This is a genomic window from Sporomusa intestinalis (genome assembly GCF_055383785.1).
This window is the reverse complement of sequence record NZ_AP042390.1, coordinates 782,501-800,563: the sequence shown is the minus strand read 5'-3', so window position 1 is coordinate 800,563 and position 18,063 is coordinate 782,501. Positions and strand designations below refer to the sequence as shown.

Sequence of the window (18,063 nt, the reverse complement as noted above, 5' to 3'; positions counted from 1 at the left end):
GCTACAGCGGCAGGGTAATCCGGGCCAGGGTCCCTCCAGTCTCCAGCCGGGTGAGCGTTAACGCAAATGAGTCGCCGTAATAGTGCTTCAATCTCAGAAAAATATTTTTGATGCCAATTCCCTTCAGGCTGGGAGGATCATAATCAGTATGAGGCAATTCCTTTACGGCCGCGGCAATGGGTTCGGGGATACCGCAACCATTGTCACGCACTTCAATAATCCCCGACTGCCCCTCTTTATAACTGCTGACAAACAGCCGGCCCTGCTGGCGAATATCCCGGAAGCCATGGAGAATTGAGTTTTCTATTAACACCATGACGGTCATGAACGGGATCTTAAGCTGCAGCGTATCAGGGTCCATCCCGATGTCGACCGCAAATTTGCCGGGGAAGCGGGTCTTTTGAATAAACAAATAATCTTTGATATAGCTTAATTCCTCTTCCAGGGTTACAAGCGACTCCGCCTTCCCCAGGCTTAAACGCAGTAAATTGGAAAGGGAATACGTCAGTGACGCCAGTGTGCCCGCCCCGTCCATCTCGGCCTGCTGGGCGATTGTATTGAGAGTATTGAATAAAAAATGAGGATTGACCTGCGATTCCAAAAATTTAAGCTTGGCCTGACTCAGGGAATTATGCAGCCGGGCCTGCATTTCCCGCTCCTGCGACAAACTGACCCGGTAACTGCTTAACTCTTTTTCTTTCAACGAATTATCCATCAGCTGCACAAGCGAAGCACTAACCAGCGACAGCGTTTCCGCCACAGAAATCAATTGGTTCCGGGTCATAAAAATAAGATTCAAATAAGCGGCCTGGGCCTTGCGTTTATCCAGCGCCGTTAACTCCGTCTGGGGAATAACAATCGACATTCGCCCGTAGCCACAGCCGAGATAGCCTAATATCCGGTCATTTACAACAACAGGGCTTTGGATAGACGATACGCCGAACTTACAGCGAAATACCTTTTTCTCTGCATAGGGCCACTGCGGCGAGGCGCAATGGAGGACACAATTGCCGCATTTTTCCCGGAAGCAAAGCAGGCATAGCTCCGGCAGGTTCTTCTTTTCTGTCAGGAAATTGCCGGCCACATCAATAAGGGTAACCGTCATATTGACAGTTTGCGCGAATTTTTCGGCAATGGCATCCAGATTAATTACCTTGGCCATTTCCATAAGCTCCATGTCGGCACCGGTCGATAATTCCTTCAGTGTCTTGGGAATTGTCGAATAGACAATGCTGATAAAAGAGGCCGGTTTATCCGAGGTGTTAATATGCCGGTGCTTGCCCCCCTCGCTGATATACCCCAGCTTGCCTTTGCTCAGTTTAATTTCCCGGTCATTGCACCAATGGGTAGTCATCCCCTCCAGGCCGATGATAATTTCAATATACCCTGAATGCACGTGAGGCAGCTGCGTTTCGCCGGGATATACGGTCGCGACTGATACAATCGGCTGAATCTCCGGGTTGTCAGGGTCTAATTGCAGCCAGTGCTGCTCGCCCCAGTCATAATACTGGTCGCCAATAATATCCAGTTGAAATAAATCTCGTATTTTATTCATCACATCTGTTATCATTATAAATCCCTCATACCTTACTGCCAGTATAAAAACTGAAAATATTCAGCCAGCCGCAGAATGTTATCTAAAAGGGTATATAATTACTCCTATACTTATTCATCCTGTCGTAAAAATCCTTCAACTATTCTGTAAAATTTGCCTGCCTTTATTTGTCAAATAATAATTTTCACAAATTAAGCAAGGCCGAAGCCTAAAAGGCTGTGAGGTCACCCTCCCAGCCTTTTAGGCTATATTATGTTTTCCCGGGATGTTGCCAAGCCCGTAAACACGCAATATTGGCTTGATGTAACCAATCAACCTTGCCGTAAAATCGGCAGGGTATTCGCCCCCTGCGGCATCACCGTATAGGTCGGCTTGTCTGTGCCGCATTTTTCCCGGGCAATCCGCAGGGCCTCTTCCATGGTAGTTGCCGGGATCATGCTGGTTTTAGCCAGAAACTCGGCATTTTCGGCCCTGGTTACCAGGATATATGTGGCATAGTTGCTGCATTCCACCTCTTTTAACGCCACCCAGCCAGGTATGCCGAAGGATTTGCGCAGCGCTTTCTCCATTGCCAGTTTGTCGTCAAACTGGAACCAGCGGGAGAACTCCTGCGGCTCATAAATATCCGAGCACTCGCTTAAAATGATTACGGCCCCGCCTCTTTTCACGGCATAGTAGGCATTGTCCATGGTTTTACCGGTCTGGTAGAGATTAATATCTTTGGGGAACCCGCCGGCGGTGGAAACCACAATATCGGCTAACTCATCAATCTCAACGCCGTACAGCTTATCAACCAATTTGCAGCCTTCGGTCCAGGCCGATACCCAGTTGCCGGCAAAAATCCCCCCGAACTCCCCGTCCGGCGTGGGCACCATATTGATAATAAAATCCGGCTGCACAAAACCGGCAATCTCCATCATATCCTCATGCAATTCATTGCCTTTTGTTTTCCGGGAGGCCGCATTCGGGTTGGAGCCGGCCCCTTCTACGGGCCCCAGCCCCCAGAGATGATTTTGTCTGATTGTCTTGATCGAACTGATCCCGGGAACAATACTCTTGCGCCCGCCGCCGTAGCCTGCCATGTAATGATACACGATGCCGCCTGTCAAAATAAGCCGGTCGGCCTCATAGGCCAGCTTGTTGATGGCAACCTCTGTTCCCCGGCTGGTTTTTCCCAGATAGACCATATTCTCCGTATCCCAGGCATCATGATTGATGACTCTGATGCGGTGACAGGTTTCCTGGCCGCACAGCTGGATAAACTCCTCCTCGGTGTTTTGACGGTGGCCGCCTACCGCAATAATAATCGTAATATTATCATCAGGCACACCGGCTTTATTCAGCGTCTCAATAATCTCAGGCAATACCAGCGGCATTTGCTGCCAGGAGCGGGTAATATCACTGACAGAAATCACTACTTTCTCGCCTGGCTTTACAATCTCGCTCAGGGGCGGTGAATCAATAGCCGCTGCCAGCGCCGTCCGCACAGCCTGGGGGATATCGGCTACAGGCGGATATTCCTTGCCAATAATCTCATGCACGACCTGCTCCTTAGGGATGGAAAAGCTTAGTTCTCCGGTACCGTACTTCAAAGTAAATTCTCTCACCGTTAAACACCCTTTCTCTACAAATTACTGTACTCAACATCCTGGTTTAATAATCGGCAGCATGTCCGGCGCATGGGTTAGAACCGTTACCCTGGCATCCTTGCCATGTTTGGCGAACGCGGCGTCCAAGGCGTTTTGCACGGTGGCAAACGGGGTAAACCCAAGACGCCTGGCATCGGCCGATACAATACCGTCAGAAACGATAAATACGGCCTCCCGTTCTTTCACCTGGGCCCAGGCAATGGCTAAGGCCGCGGCCACTTCATCTGGCACCTGCTTAGCGGTTACCATTTTCTTTAAACAATCAGCTGTATGGCAGGTAATATCCAGCATATCGCCATGGGTGACGGCCACACCTTCATAACAGGGCGTAACCAGAATAATGGTCCCCCCTGCCTTTACGGCCAGATCCGAAGGATATAGCGTTTTATGGGCCTGCCAGAATTCAATGTCACAGGGATGGGAGCCGGCGATCACGATGTCGGCTGCTGCCGGAATCTCTACCGCATATACCTCCCTGGCCAAGGCCACGCCCTGCCGGAAAGCCTCCTCCACATCGCCGAAAAAAGCCCCCACTACCTGACCGTGCCGGTTTAACACCGTATTGAAAATGGTATGCAGGCCAATTTTGCCTGCTATCATATTTAACTCCCGCCGTACCGGATTGTCTTCCACGCCCAAATAGGAGCGCGGCGCCCGGACACTGAGCAAATGGGTTTCAGCCGTAGTGTGTTCCCCGGAAATACCGGGCTGAACAATTTTGGCCCCGCCGGCAAAGCCGGGAATATGGTGAGGCACGATACTGCCAACCCCAATTTTAAAGTCAGCCTCATAAGCCTCGCGGTTCACCCAGACACTGGTCCCGTTCGGGGTCCGGCCCAGGTCAACAAGCGCAGCGGGATTCTTAAAATCATGATTCTTAATTGCAACCCGCTTCACAACCGCCTCACCGAATTTAGCGAGTATTTCTGCCTCTGTCATAAACCGGTGCGTACCCAGCGCAATAATAATCGTTATCTGCGCATCGGCAATGCCGGCAACGTTCATTTCATCAAGCAAGAGAGGAATAATTTCCTGTGTTGGGGTTAACCGGGTATTGTCGTCGGCGACAATAACCACCTTTTTCGCGCCCTTGACCAGCTCCCGCAGGCTCTTGCTGCCGATCGGGTTATGGAGGGCCCGCATGATCTCCTGCCTGATATCTGTTACAACCGCTACATCCTGCGGCGAAAATACACCGATCAGATTATTTGGGGGAACCGTTACCCTGACCGTCTCCTGGCCATAAGGCAATTCAACTGCGATATTTTGCACAAGCTACCATCCTTTCTAAGTCCTGCCTGCAGACACTATACCTGCGCCTATGCCTGTTGCTGCCGGGCGCCGGCGGCGGCCCGGGCGGCAAATTCAATCGCTGCGGTCATACTGCGGCTGTCGGCAATCCCTTTGCCGGCAATATCAAAGGCGGTTCCGTGATCCACAGAGGTCCGCAGAAACGGCAGTCCCACCGTAACATTGATGCCATCTTCAAATCCCAGCAGCTTAATGGGTATATGTCCCTGATCATGATACATTACAACAACAATATCGAATTCTTTGCGGCACACCGCCCGAAAGAACACGGTATCCGGCGGCACAGGGCCGCTCGCATTAAGCCCCAGGCTTTGGGCCGCTTTGACTGCCGGTGCAATCTCATCTATGTCTTCCCGGCCGAATAAGCCATTTTCCCCGGCATGGGCATTAAAACCGGCAACAGCGATGCGCGGCTGCTCCAGGCCCAATAGCCGTAAGGTACGGTCGGCAAGGCGGATGATCTGCAGAACCCGGTCTTTAGTGATCAGATCGGCTGCAGCCCGCATCGAGACATGAGTAGTAACATGAATAACCTTTAATGCTTCTCCGGCCAGCATCATCGCATAATCTTCCGTACCGCTGAGCTGGGCGAAAATCTCCGTATGCCCGGGAAAATGATGCCCGCCCAGATGCAACGCTTCTTTATTTAACGGGGCAGTAACGACAGCAGCAACCGTATTGTCCATGGCCTGCTTTATTGCCGCCTCCACATATACATAAGCCCCATGGCCGGCCCGGGCATCCACCCGGCCGAAAGGAAGATTGGCCGGGATATTGGCAAAGTCGAGGACATCTATGGTTCCCGGCTGATAACCGCCGCTTTGAGGATCAGTGACGCGATTTATTTTAATTTGACTTTTGACACAGTCGGCCGCCAGTTGAATGCGCCCGGCATCACCAAAAACCAGCGGGCGGCACAGGTGATAGATATTCTTGTCGTCTAGGGCTTTCACAATGATTTCCGGCCCGCAGCCGGCCGCATCCCCCATTGTAATGGCCAGGATTGGACGTTGTTCCATTACTTCATCTCCTTTGCATTCGCTCCATTACCGTCACCAATACGTCCGCACTCCCGAATGCGCCTGCTTTGGTAATAACACGCAGCGTTTTTCCCTGGGCGGTTGTCATTTCTCCCAGCGGTATGGCCGGCGCCAGCTCTTCGCTGATCCGGATACCGGTTACCCCCAGCGCCTGGCAGACAGCGGCAGCGGTATCGCCGCCGGTAAGAACCACGCTGTCAACCTCGCATCGCTTGAGTACGGCCGCGCCCAGCCAGCCCAGGCTGTCTGCCACGGCTTCGCTGGTTTGCGCTGCCGTCAGCCCCAAAGCAGCCCCAGCCTGCTGCGTGCGCGCCACGGCCTCCGGGCGATAGCCTGAGGCAATAATCACATTGTGCCCCTCAGTTATAGCGGCAACCGCCGCTTGCAAACAGGGCTGAAACTGCTCCCTTGTCCAGGGAAATTGCTCTATTTCAACCTCAATTAATCTATAGCCATGCTCCACAAGCCGTTGCAGCTGGCCCCTGGTTACCGAGCTGACACTGCCGGCAACAACCAGGGACGGCTGCTGCCGGTCAATACGGCTCAACCCCAGCAATGGCGGCAAATACTCGGCCAGACCGGCCGAACCGGACCACAAAACCTTCCTGCCTGTACGCAGGACAGCCTGTACTGCCAGGGAAAAATGCTCTTCCAGCCAGGCGTCGCAGCTGATAATCCGGCAGCCGCCCGTCAAATGCCGCTGAAGCGAGACAACAATCGCTGCTTCGCCTTCACAAAGCTCCTTAATGCCAATATGGCCTACCTGGCAGCCGGCCTGGGCTGCCAATAACACCGGGAGTATTGTTTCCTGTACAGGGCATTTCGGGTCCCGGGCAATCTCGGTGGCGGCCAGCGGAACTCCCTGCACAAGGTGGTGTCCGCCTACGGTCGAGCGGCCGCTTTTCAGGTAAGCCGGCATGACAAACGCAAAATCGTGCCGCCCCAAATCCAAAATAGCGGCTAATTCACCGCCAATGTTGCCCCTAAGGGTAGAATCAAGCTTTTTATAGAAATGCTGAAAGCCGGCAGCATAAGCCAGCTTTGCTGCCGCCTGTACTTTATTGTAAGCTTCTCCGGGCGGATACGCCCTGGTACCGGTATCGATAACAACTGCACTGCCGGGCAAAGCGGTCGGCTTGGCCCCGGCCAGAATAACCTCGGTGCGAAGACCTGTGCGTGCAAATTGTAAGCCCGTGTCATTGGCCCCAGTCAAATCATCAGCAATGACCACAATCGACTCCATAACTGAGTTCAGCGCCTGCACCCCTTTTCCTAAGTTTCATATTAGTATTATTTTTTTAAATTATCTCTCAATTCCTGCTGAATTTATTGACTTGCACCATAAAATTATTGTACAGGCAACGCAGCAGCCAGGGCAAGTAACCCGGCTAATATAAAATAATTTTATAGTAGCTGCAATTGGTTATCTTTATTTTCCCACCATGAAAAAAAGCCTGCCGGCAAAGCCGGGAGGCTGAAATTAATTGCTTCGATTATAAATTGTTTCTTATATTATACCCATTGGCAGAGAAATATGCAACCAGTCAGGAGAATTCCTGCTTTCTATTCTTTGTCCAGAGCAGCCAGAAACTCTTTTACATCGGCTTCCTTCATACCATACGTATGCTCGGCGTCCACCGGGAACTGAGCCGCCCGGACTTCATCCGCATACTCTTTAAAGGCCTTAGTCAAAACCTCGCCCACATTGGCATACTTCTTAACAAATTTCGGGGTAAAGTTATCATACATGCCTACCATATCGGCATATATGAGCAGCTGGCCATGGGTATAGGAACCGGCGCCAATCCCCAGGATGGGGATACCGGCTCTTTCGGTGATGGCCTTGCCCACAGCGGCAGGCACACCTTCAACCAGAATGCTGAAGGCCCCCGCTTCCTCAACCGCTTTAGCCTGATTAACGATCTTCATCGCTGCCGCCGCGCTGCGGCCCTGCGCTTTGTAGCCGCCGATCTGGCCCGAAAGCTGCGGGGTCAGACCAATGTGACCCATAACCAGGATTCCGGCCTGCTGAATCGCTTTGATCCGTTCGGCAATCATGGGGCCGCCGCCTTCGAGCTTGATAGCGTCAACATCAGCCTCTTTAATCAGCCGCCCGGCATTGGCAATGGCCTGTTCATTGGAAGTCTGATAGGACATATAGGGCATATCGCCGACAATAAAGGTATTAGGGGCGCCGCGCCGCACAGCCTGGCAATGGCGGACCATATCATCCATGGTAACCGGGAAAGTGGTATCATACCCCAGAGTAACCATCCCCAGCGAATCGCCGACCAGAATCATATCGACGCCCGCTTTTTCCTGCATCTTGGCAGTAAGGTAATCATAAGCGGTAAGGTATACGATTTTCTCCCCTTTGCTCACCATTTGGGCAAAATCGTTAATTGTTTTTCTTGCCATTTTCCAGCACCTCTTTTTTCAATAAATTAGAGTAAATTAATATAAATAGATTAGTATAAACGTTTCAGGTCCTCATCGTTCATCGTAAAGCAATGCTTCTCTTCCGGGAAGGTGCCGTCATCAATCTCTTTGCACCAGGTATTAAACGCTTCGACCATTTGCGGCCCCATTTGGGCATATTGCTTAACAAACTTCGGCACGAATTTATCAAAAATACCGACAAGATCGTAGGCATTCAGGTTATGGCCGTTGCAGTCCTTGCCGCCGCCGACGCTGATGGTAGCGCATTTGACGCGCTCTGTGATCAGCTTGCATAAGGAAGCCGGCATGCACTCTAAGACCATGGCAAATACACCGGCATTGTCAATGGCAATTGCCGCTTCCAGCAGCTTTTCAGCCGCTTCGGCACTCTTGCCCTGGACCTTAAACCCGCCCATCTGCGCCGCTGTTTGCGGGGTTAAGCCGATATGGCCCATAACCGGAATGCCGGCATCGACTACGGCTTTAACCGTGGCCGCGATCTTAATATCCCCTTCCATCTTCACGCAGTCAGCGCCGGCTTTAAGCAGGGTGCCGGCATTGCGGATCGCTTCGTCCCGGTTGACCTGATAGGACAGGAACGGCATGTCACCGACAACAAAGGTATTGGGAGCGCCCCGGCGGACAAGCTTGAGATGATATAATATATCTTCGAGATTTACCGGGATTGTGCCGTCATGCCCCTGGATAACCATGCCCAGAGAATCACCAACCAGGATCAGTTCCGCATCGGAGCGGTCAACAATGCCTGCCATCGGAAAATCATAGACTGTGATCATTTTGAACTTTTTACCATTATGCTTGGTTGCAAGAATTTCCGGGATTGTAATTTTCACTTTTGCCATTAATTATATTCCCTCCTGTTTTTTGATGTTTATCTTAGTCTTCTATTTGAAAACAGCACCAGCCATAGCGGATGACACCATCTTCGCATAGCGGTCAAGATAGCTGCCCTTAATTACATGATCCTGTGCTGCCGGCTGCCAGGCCGCTTGCCGGCGAGCCAGCTCCTCCTCGGTTACATGCAGGTGAATTTTGCCTTCAGGAATATTGATCTCAATCATATCCCCTTCCTCAATCAAGGCAATAGGACCGCCTTCTGCGGCTTCAGGCGAAACATGGCCTACCGCAGCACCGGCAGTAGCCCCCGAGAAACGGCCGTCAGTGACCAGTGCCACCTCTTTGGACAGCCCCATCCCAACAATAGCGGCGGTAGCTGTGAGCATTTCCCGCATGCCGGGGCCGCCTTTCGGGCCTTCGTACCGCACTACGACTACATCACCGGGTTTGATCTGCCCCCCATAGATGGCAGCCACCGCCGGCTCTTCCTGATTAAAAATTCTCGCCGGGCCTTTGTGGTGATGCATCTCCGGCACAACCGCCGCACTCTTGCACACCGAGCCCTCCGGCGCCAGATTGCCATACAGCAATTGCAGGCCGCCCTGGGCCGAGTAAGGATTGTCCAGCGGCCGGATAACCGTGTTATTAATTACTTTCGCATCACGTACATTCTCCGCGACGGTCTGGCCGGTAACGGTTAACACATCCTTGTGCAATAATCCATCCTGGCATAACTGCCCCATTAATGCGGTTATACCGCCGGCATTATGAACATCGGCCGGGTAATGGCCATTGTTGGCCGGCCTGATTTTTACCAAATGGGGAACCTTTTTCGCCAGTTCAGCAAAGCAATTAATATCAAAATCAATATCGGCGGTTTTGGCTAAAGCAGTTAAGTGCAAGATAGTATTCGTTGAGCCGCCGATAGCCAAATCAACGGTAATTGTATTTTCGATGGCTTCTTTCGTTACAATCTGGCGGGGCAGAATCGATTTATTGTATAGTTCCATAATCTTCATCCCGGTTTGCTTGGCCAGCGCCAGCCGCCGGCCGGTTCCGGCCAGACAGGTGGAACCCGGCAGACACATGCCCAGGGCTTCTGTCAGGAAATTCATCGTATTGGCTGTTCCCAGCAGATTACAGGCGCCACAGCCCGGCAAGGCATCTCTTTCCCTCTTTGACAATTCTTCGCGGGTGATAATCCCCCTGGCCACATCCCCCTGCGCGGCCATCAGGTCTGTATAGCCGATTTCCTGACCGTCAACACAGCCGGTAGCCATAGGGCCGCCACTGATCATGATGGCCGGAATATTCAGGCGGACCGCAGCCATCAACAGGCCCGGGGTAATCTTATCACAGTTGGTAATCAGCACCATGGCGTCATATTGATGGCCGTTGACCATACATTCCACTGAATCGCAAATTAACTCCCGGCTGGCCAGGGGGTAATGCATGCCATAGTTCCCCTGGGCAATACCGTCGCAAAGACCGATTGTCGGAAACTCTATCGGCGTACCGCCGGCGGCAATAACCCCTTCCCGGACAGCTTTGGCGATACTGTCCAAATGCATATGGCCGGGCATTGTCTCATTCTGGGTATTGACAATAGCCACCAACGGCTTATCCAGATCTTCCGGCAAATGTCCCATAGAGTAATATAAGGCGCGGTGTGTTGCCCGCTCTAATCCCCTTGTGGTAATATGGCTCCTCATAGTAAATTCTGCCTCCTCTTGTTTATTGTCGATTCTGCAATGATGCCACACTCAACCCAGCTCCAGGACTGGGGTTCTTTAATCTTAACTAAGCAATTCCTTGAAAACGCTGTTTTTACCTTCTGAATTTTTTGACATTGCCATGAGGAATCTTGTCCTTTTAGCAGGTTCATGCCTCGCCCGGGGAGACATCCCCTGCCGCCGGCAGAGAAATTCAGTCGCCGCCCCCTGCGGGCTGGCCCGCTGGAGGCCGGGAAAATATAAAAACATCAGTTGCGCCGAGCCTTAACGCAGGCACAAACCGATGTTTGCCTCAGCCGGTAGGAAAATTATGCTTTCCTGCCGGATAAAAAATCGCCGCGGCCAGCCGTTGGCCACCCGCGATAGTTTGAACCGGCTATGCGCAGCCGCTGGCGGCCACAGGGAAATGCCCCCTTGTTTGCCAAGACCCGCCGGCCTGATTAGCGGGCAAGCCCTTTCCTACTGCAAATGGTATTTACTACCGAGAAGATCAGCACTTTGGCCAGACTGGCCGTTGTGCTGTCATGGTCAAACCTGGGTGATACTTCGGCAATGTCAAAACCAATTACCTTTTCCGAGCGTAAGATATGTTTAAGATATTGCAAAACAGCTTCAGGATGCAGGCCCAGCGGCTGGGCGGCGCTGACGCCGGGGGCGAAGGCTGTGGAAAAAACATCGGCACATATGGTTAAGTAAATATGCTTGGTTGATTTCATGAATGCATCTAGCTTTTCGATCACATGCCGGTCGCCTTGGCCAATCACCTCTGCCGCCGGTATATGAACCACCCCATATTGCGCGGCTGTTTTAAAAAGCTCCAGCGTGTTGCTGAACCGTTGAATCCCTATACATAGGTAACGGAATGGCCAGCCCGAATCGGCGGCCTCCTCGGCAATCTGCCTGAACATTGTGCCTGAACTGCTGCCGCCGGCAAACGGCCGGAGGTCAAAATGCGCATCAAAATTAATAATACCGATATCCGGTATTTGCTCACCCGCCAGCATATAATCCCGGTGGCCGCGGTAATGCCCCAAGGCCAGCTCATGGCCTCCTCCCAATACTAAAGGAAACAAACCGAACCGGCGGATTTGGGTTACCGCCCGCGCCAGGGCAGCCTGGCTTGCTTCCAGATTGCCATCGGTACAGGTAATATTGCCGGCATCAAACAGGGCAACCTCCGGCGTAAAGGTACAGGGCAGATTAGCCAGCTCCCGGCGGATAGCCTCAGGACCCTTCGCGGCCCCTGTCCGGCCATGATTGCGTCTCACACCCTCATCACAGCAAAAACCCAGCAGGGCAAACCCCAGCTTGCCCTCCAACAGCAAGCTGCCGGTACGGTTAAGGTTCAGCTCCCGCATCCACTGATGCCATCTGAAAGCATCATAATTCTCCTGGCTGTCAGTGCGCCCTGCCCACAGCGCCATATCTGCAGGTTTATACTGATTATTCATCTCTTTACCAAGCCTCTCAATTTATCTGGTAACTTTAGCAAACAATGTACCATATTGGCGTCAACTAAACGTCAAACCACTTGCCCGGCCAAACAACAAGACTCCTGGCCCAGCCGGTCGGCAACACCGGTTGGGCCGGGAGCCTTGTTTATGCGACTTTCCCCGGCGCTATCCGCCGTTCCGCCTGTACTACACATCTAGCTCATTGTAAGCCCCAAAAAAGCAGAGGGTATACGACCAGGAGAAACAAAGCCGTGGTCAGGATGAAAGAGGCATTGGCGATATGAATATTCAAATGATGGATCTTTACAACAATAACCGCACTGATCGCCGTTGGCATGCTGGCCAGAATCAATACCGTATTGATTATTTTCGGATCATCAAATACCAGCCTGGCGATGATATAGACCACCAGCGGGGTAACAAGGAATTTTATCGGGACCAGGTCAAACGTACTCAGATAATACTTCCGGATTGCTGAAAAATCAAGGGAATGGCCTACTGGCATCAATGCAGTCCAGGCCGCGATATGGACCAGCGGATCAAACAGCTGACCTAGTATGACCGGGCGCGGTATATTGAAATAATACAAGGCAAAACCAATTGCCAAAGCCAATACAGGCACTTGGTTCCGGTTTAAAAACAGTTTCGTAAAAGATACTTTTTCCATACTTGCCGCCTGTGCTCGTCGGTAATAATACTGGGCTAAAGGATAACAGATTAAAAAAATTACCGCCACTTGCAGCAACACTACCAGCTGTGTATAGGCAAAGCCAGTTTCACCATACAAAATATAGACGCACAAGCCGCCTAATGTGCCAATATTGGATAATATGGCCGACAAAATATAGCTCCCCGTATCAAGCATGCTGCTATATTTGTTAGTTGAAATCAAATAAGCGGCCAAGCCGGGAATAATGCAAAGAATGATGCCGAATAACGGTAACCATATTAATTCCCAGCTAAACGGCAAAACCCAAAAACTCAATACGGAAAGAGCCGGGTACAGCAGCAGCATGTTATAGTTGGCCATACTGACAAAAAAACCTTCACCAAATATAGGTTTAATGCGCAGCCAATAGCCCACACCCAGGGGGACTAATAAATCGATAAAAAAATAAGCTAATTTTACTTTAAGATCCATATATACCTTCTCTTCTTTGCAAGGATTAATATATAGCAATTTTTCCGTATGTTTCCTAGTTTAACATTAAAATTACCGTTATGCAAAAGAAGAAAATACCGACTTATTTAGGCTGTTATGCTAAAAAGCCGGCAATCATGCAGAAATTTCAGCATGAATACCGGCTTTTTGGCGGTGCTCATTTTTAACTCTCTGTAAAATTTATTTTTTCAGGCTCCTGTAAAAAACAGGATTTATGCTAAGCGCAGCCTCCGTCAACATGTAGAGTCTGTCCGGTAACACAGGGGTTGTCAATAAAGAACAGTACGGCTTTCGCCATGTCTTCCGGGGTTTGGTCCACACCTTGAGGAATCATGCTGGTTACACAACGCTTATAGCTTTCTGCCTCCGTTTCTCCTGGCAGTGCCCATGCCTGGCGGAGATTAACCCACATTTCCGTGGCAACAATGCCGGGAGCAACGGCATTAACGGTTATGTTATCATTCACCAATTCTTTTGCCAATGCGTTCGTAAAACCTATTACCGCAAACTTGGAGGCGCAATAATGAGCCAGACCGGGGTAACCGGTTTTGCCTGCTATCGACGTAAAGTTTATTATCCTGCCGCCGCCCTGTTTTTTCATTTGCGGCAGCACTGCTTTATTAGTAACAAAAGTACCTTTGGCATTGGTATCAACAACAGAATCCCAGTCGTCTTCTGTTAAGTCTACCACCTGCTTACAGGTTATGAGACCGGCAACATTGACCAGAATATCTAGTTTGCCAAAACGTTCTACTGTAGCTTTAACTGCCTGCTCCATGTCCGCCGTTTTTGTGATATTGGCGTCAATAACGATAACCTCAGCGCCTTGGGCCTGCAATTCACCAGCCAATTTCCGGGCTGCCGTATACCCGCCAATATGTTTAGTTCCATATTGATTGGCGCTGGAATCGACGAAATCCACTGCCGCAATAGCGATTAGCGCCCCTTCCCGCGCCAAAGCCGCCACCACCCCTTTGCCGATACCAGTTCCGCCCCCGGTAACTAAGGCAACCTTTCCTTGCAACGACATGCTAAAAACCCCTTTCTTGTTGAAATAGTGTCTTCCTGCCACCCATTGAAGCCTCCGTAATTTGCTGTCCTCCTTTTCTCTGTTTAAACAGAGCAAGTAGCGTGCCAAGTCATCAAATAATAAAATCGCTCGGTTCAAAATAGGTTTTGACTAAAATCCCTGAACATCTGCTGTAAAAAAACTATAATTCAACATAAAAGCCCACAAAAGGGTATGTAATTAAATAGGATAAAACAGACGGGGTTGCGTATTTGTTTTATACTGTCCCATAATAAATAAGCAAGCTGCTACAAACCAGAGACAAAGTGTAACAGCCATAAAATATCTGTCTGCCAGGCAAAGCCGCACAGTAAATAAAAAAAACACTCACAAAAAGTGAGTGCTTTGTTCTAACCAGCAACTTCCTAATCTCCCGGGCCCATCCAGCCAAGTACCTTCGGCTCCTACGACCGTCCATAGCACCCCACCTGCTTCGTTGTCACTGCGGGCACCACCTCCGACGTACTTCCCAGTACGACTACGGCGACGTCCTCGCTCCGCCTCGCAGCTGGGGCACTCTGAACGGTCTAAGCCTGTCGCTTTCCATAAATAAAAAACACTCACTGGCGTGAGTGCTATTTGTTAACCAGCAACTTCCTAATCTCCCGGGCCGTTTCCAGCCAAGTACCTTCGGCGTTTGTGGGCTTAACTGCTGTGTTCGGTATGGGAACAGGTGGAGCCCCACAGCTATCGTCACTGGATACTAGGTGAACATCTCGTTAGAGTATGTTCCCTGAAAACTTCACAGAAGAAAGATTTGCGCATTAGTCATCGATGTTTGCACTTCATGCAAACGAGGTGTAAGTCAAGTCCTCGGCCTATTAGTACCAGTCCGCTCCATGGATCACTCCACTTCCACTCCTGGCCTATCAACCTTGTCTTCTCCAAGGGGCCTTACTTCTTGCGAATGACAGACCTCATCTTAAGGCTGGTTTCACGCTTAGATGCTTTCAGCGTTTATCCTTTCCGGACGTAGCTACCCAGCTCTACCCCTGGCGGGATAACTGGTACACCAGCGGTCCGTCCACTCCGGTCCTCTCGTACTAGGAGCAGTTCCCTTCAAGTCTCTTACGCCCGCGATGGATAGGGACCGAACTGTCTCACGACGTTCTGAACCCAGCTCACGTACCACTTTAATGGGCGAACAGCCCAACCCTTGGGACCTACTTCAGCCCCAGGATGTGATGAGCCGACATCGAGGTGCCAAACCTCCCCGTCGATATGGACTCTTGGGAGAGATTAGCCTGTTATCCCCAGGGTAGCTTTTATCCGTTGAGCGATGGCCCTTCCACTCGGTACCACCGGATCACTAAGCCCGACTTTCGTCCCTGCTCGACTTGTCTGTCTTGCAGTCAAGCTCCCTTCTGCCTTTACACTCTTCGCGCGATTTCCATCCGCGCTGAGGGAACCTTTGGGCGCCTCCGTTACTCTTTCGGAGGCGACCGCCCCAGTCAAACTGCCCGCCTGACACTGTCCTCAGTTTCGTTACTCCTTGAGTTAGAACTCCAGTAAATAAAGGGTGGTATCCCAACATTGACTCCAATGAGACTTGCGTCCCATCTTCCCAGTCTCCCACCTATCCTGTACATCATTTACCAAAACTCAATGTCAGGTTGCAGTAAAGCTCCATGGGGTCTTTCTGTCCAGTCGCGGGTAACCTGCATCTTCACAGGTATTTCAATTTCACCGGGTCCCTCGTTGAGACAGTGCCCAAGTCGTTACACCTTTCGTGCGGGTCGGAACTTACCCGACAAGGAATTTCGCTACCTTAGGACCGTTATAGTTACGGCCGCCGTTTACCGGGGCTTCAATTCAAACCTTCGCTTGCGCTAAGCTCTCCTCTTAACCTTCCGGCACCGGGCAGGTGTCAGCACCTATACGTCAGCTTTCGCTTTAGCAGGCACCTGTGTTTGTGGTAAACAGTCGCTTGGGCCTCTTTTTTGCAACTCATTCCCGCTTCGACCGCTTCTGGTCTACACGGTCTACAAGCTCCCCTTTTCCCGAAGTTACGGGGACATTTTGCCGAGTTCCTTAACGAGGGTTCTCCCGCGCACCTTAGGATTCTCTCCCCGCCTACCTGTGTCGGTTTACGGTACGGGCACCTAGTCTCTCACTAGAAGCTTTTCTTGACAGTCTGGGATCAGCAATTTCGCCATTATCTCTAACAGCTACCCATCACTCCTCAGGTTCCAGTATCACGGATTTGCCTGTGATACACCCTACAAGCTTAGACGCGATTTTCCATCCTCGCGCTTGCCTGCCCTCCTGTGTCACTCCTTCGCTCAAACGATCCTAGGTGGTACTGGAATATTTACCAGTTGTCCATCGCCTACGCTTTTTGCCTCGGCTTAGGGCCCGACTGACTCTGAGCGGACGATCCTTCCTCAGAAATCCTTAGGCTTTCGGTGGACAAGATTCTCACTTGTCTTTTCGCTACTCATACCGGCATTCTCACTTCTATACTCTCCAGCACTCCTTACGGTATACCTTCTCTGGGTATAGAACGCTCCCCTACCCCTCTCGACAGTCGACTCTCGATTTCCGACTTTCGATTATTGCATGACTTGTATAAACTTCGTTATTTGTCTACCTAAATGATCGTATATATCTTCTAATTCATCATATTCTTGGCCAATATAACCAAGATCTCTAATCATTTCCAGTAGAACTTGCATTTCATTACAGGAGCCTAATGCGTTTATCAAAAATGATTTAAAATCATTTTGATGTATTTTTCGCCCATATCCTTCTGCTATATTTAGCGGTATGGAAATAGCTGCTCTACGCATTTGGCTACCTAGTTCATACATTTCATGTTTTGGAAATGTGATCGTCAATCTATGAATCCTTAGTGATGCATCATATGACTTTTGATATATCGCTAAGTCTTTATATCCAGACATCATTCACACTCCTATCGAATGTCGAACGTCAAAAGTCGACTGTCGAAAAGCCATAGCTTCGGTTCCGTACTTTAGCCCCGGACATCTTCGGCGCAGCGACACTCGACCAGTGAGCTATTACGCACTCTTTTAATGGTGGCTGCTTCTAAGCCAACATCCTGGTTGTTTTTGTATCTCCACATCCTTTGCCACTTAGTACGGCATTGGGGACCTTAGCTGATGGTCTGGGCTGTTTCCCTCTTGACCACGGGTCTTATCACTCGTAGTCTGACTCCCAGGATTCCACTACAGGCATTCGTAGTTTGACAAGGTTCAGTAACCCATTAGGCCCCTAGCCCTATCAGTGCTCTACCGCCTGTACTTACTTCCTGAGGCTAGCCCTAAAGCTATTTCGGGGAGAACCAGCTATCTCCGCGTTCGATTGGCATTTCACCCCTATCCACAACTCATCCCAAAGCTTTTCAACGCTCACGGGTTCGGTCCTCCACGCATTTTTACCTGCGCTTCAACCTGGCCATGGATAGATCACTGCGGTTTCGGGTCTACACTATCCAACTTTCGCCCTTTTTAGACTCGCTTTCGCTTCGGCTCCGTGTCTTCCACTTAACCTTGCTGGATATTGTAACTCGCCGGTTCATTCTTCAATAGGCACGCCGTCAGCCTCCTACGGGCCTTCGACTGCTTGTAGGCATACGGTTTCAGGTTCTTTTTCACTCCCCTCCCGGGGTGCTTTTCACCTTTCCCTCACGGTACTATGCGCTATCGGTCGCCTCGAGTATTTTGCCTTGGAGGGTGGTCCCCCCTGCTTCCCACAGGGTTCCTCGTGTCCCGTGGTACTCTGGATTCCGGCCATTTCGCTCTGCCTTTCGCTTACAGGGCTGTTACCTTCT

11 protein-coding genes and 2 rRNA genes (1 of these 13 running past the window's edge) are annotated in these 18,063 nt (G+C 50.8%); all 13 read right to left on the bottom strand.

Going from position 1 to position 18,063, the window contains the following annotated elements; translation table 11 throughout:
- Nucleotide 1 precedes the first annotated feature (1 nt).
- Complete coding sequence (locus tag ACZ481_RS03770) at nucleotides 2-1,570, bottom strand: histidine kinase (protein WP_464768841.1); 1,569 nt, start codon at nucleotides 1,568-1,570, stop codon at nucleotides 2-4.
- Nucleotides 1,571-1,866: 296 nt separating this feature from the next.
- Nucleotides 1,867-3,162 (bottom strand): NPN-dependent 2-hydroxyacid racemase, LarAH10 family, encoded by a 1,296-nt coding sequence (larAH10, locus tag ACZ481_RS03765; protein ID WP_464768840.1) that lies wholly within the window; start codon nucleotides 3,160-3,162, stop codon nucleotides 1,867-1,869.
- Nucleotides 3,163-3,195: 33 nt separating this feature from the next.
- Nucleotides 3,196-4,476 (bottom strand): nickel-dependent lactate racemase family protein, encoded by a 1,281-nt coding sequence (locus ACZ481_RS03760; protein ID WP_464768839.1) that lies wholly within the window; start codon nucleotides 4,474-4,476, stop codon nucleotides 3,196-3,198.
- A gap of 47 nt (nucleotides 4,477-4,523) precedes the next feature.
- Nucleotides 4,524-5,534, bottom strand: coding sequence for a 4-hydroxythreonine-4-phosphate dehydrogenase PdxA (gene pdxA / locus ACZ481_RS03755; protein WP_464768838.1), 1,011 nt, complete (start codon nucleotides 5,532-5,534; stop codon nucleotides 4,524-4,526).
- A gap of 4 nt (nucleotides 5,535-5,538) precedes the next feature.
- Nucleotides 5,539-6,798, bottom strand: a complete 1,260-nt coding sequence (locus ACZ481_RS03750) for a four-carbon acid sugar kinase family protein (protein WP_464768837.1) — start codon at nucleotides 6,796-6,798, stop codon at nucleotides 5,539-5,541.
- A gap of 320 nt (nucleotides 6,799-7,118) precedes the next feature.
- The gene (gene panB / locus ACZ481_RS03745; RefSeq protein WP_464768836.1) at nucleotides 7,119-7,973 is read right to left on the bottom strand and encodes a 3-methyl-2-oxobutanoate hydroxymethyltransferase; all 855 of its coding nucleotides are present in this window, start codon (nucleotides 7,971-7,973) and stop codon (nucleotides 7,119-7,121) included.
- 50 nt (nucleotides 7,974-8,023) lie between these two features.
- Nucleotides 8,024-8,857, bottom strand: coding sequence for a 3-methyl-2-oxobutanoate hydroxymethyltransferase (gene panB / locus ACZ481_RS03740; protein ID WP_464768835.1), 834 nt, complete (start codon nucleotides 8,855-8,857; stop codon nucleotides 8,024-8,026).
- 42 nt (nucleotides 8,858-8,899) lie between these two features.
- Nucleotides 8,900-10,564, bottom strand: coding sequence for a dihydroxy-acid dehydratase (gene ilvD / locus ACZ481_RS03735; RefSeq protein ID WP_464768834.1), 1,665 nt, complete (start codon nucleotides 10,562-10,564; stop codon nucleotides 8,900-8,902).
- A 461-nt stretch (nucleotides 10,565-11,025) separates the two neighbouring features.
- Nucleotides 11,026-12,036 carry a formimidoylglutamase gene (hutG, locus tag ACZ481_RS03730; protein WP_464768833.1) on the bottom strand — a complete coding sequence of 337 codons (1,011 nt, stop codon included), beginning with the start codon at nucleotides 12,034-12,036 and terminating at the stop codon, nucleotides 11,026-11,028.
- A 202-nt stretch (nucleotides 12,037-12,238) separates the two neighbouring features.
- A complete protein-coding gene (locus tag ACZ481_RS03725) occupies nucleotides 12,239-13,180 on the bottom strand; it encodes an AEC family transporter (protein WP_464768832.1) in 942 nt (313 codons plus the stop codon).
- 238 nt (nucleotides 13,181-13,418) lie between these two features.
- Entirely contained in the window at nucleotides 13,419-14,231 is an 813-nt protein-coding gene (locus tag ACZ481_RS03720; RefSeq protein ID WP_464768831.1) for an SDR family NAD(P)-dependent oxidoreductase, read from the bottom strand.
- Between the two features lie 623 nt (nucleotides 14,232-14,854).
- Nucleotides 14,855-14,971, bottom strand: a 5S ribosomal RNA gene (gene rrf / locus ACZ481_RS03715).
- Nucleotides 14,972-15,071: 100 nt separating this feature from the next.
- Nucleotides 15,072-18,063: ribosomal RNA gene (locus ACZ481_RS03710) — 23S ribosomal RNA — on the bottom strand (it continues 436 nt past the right edge of the window).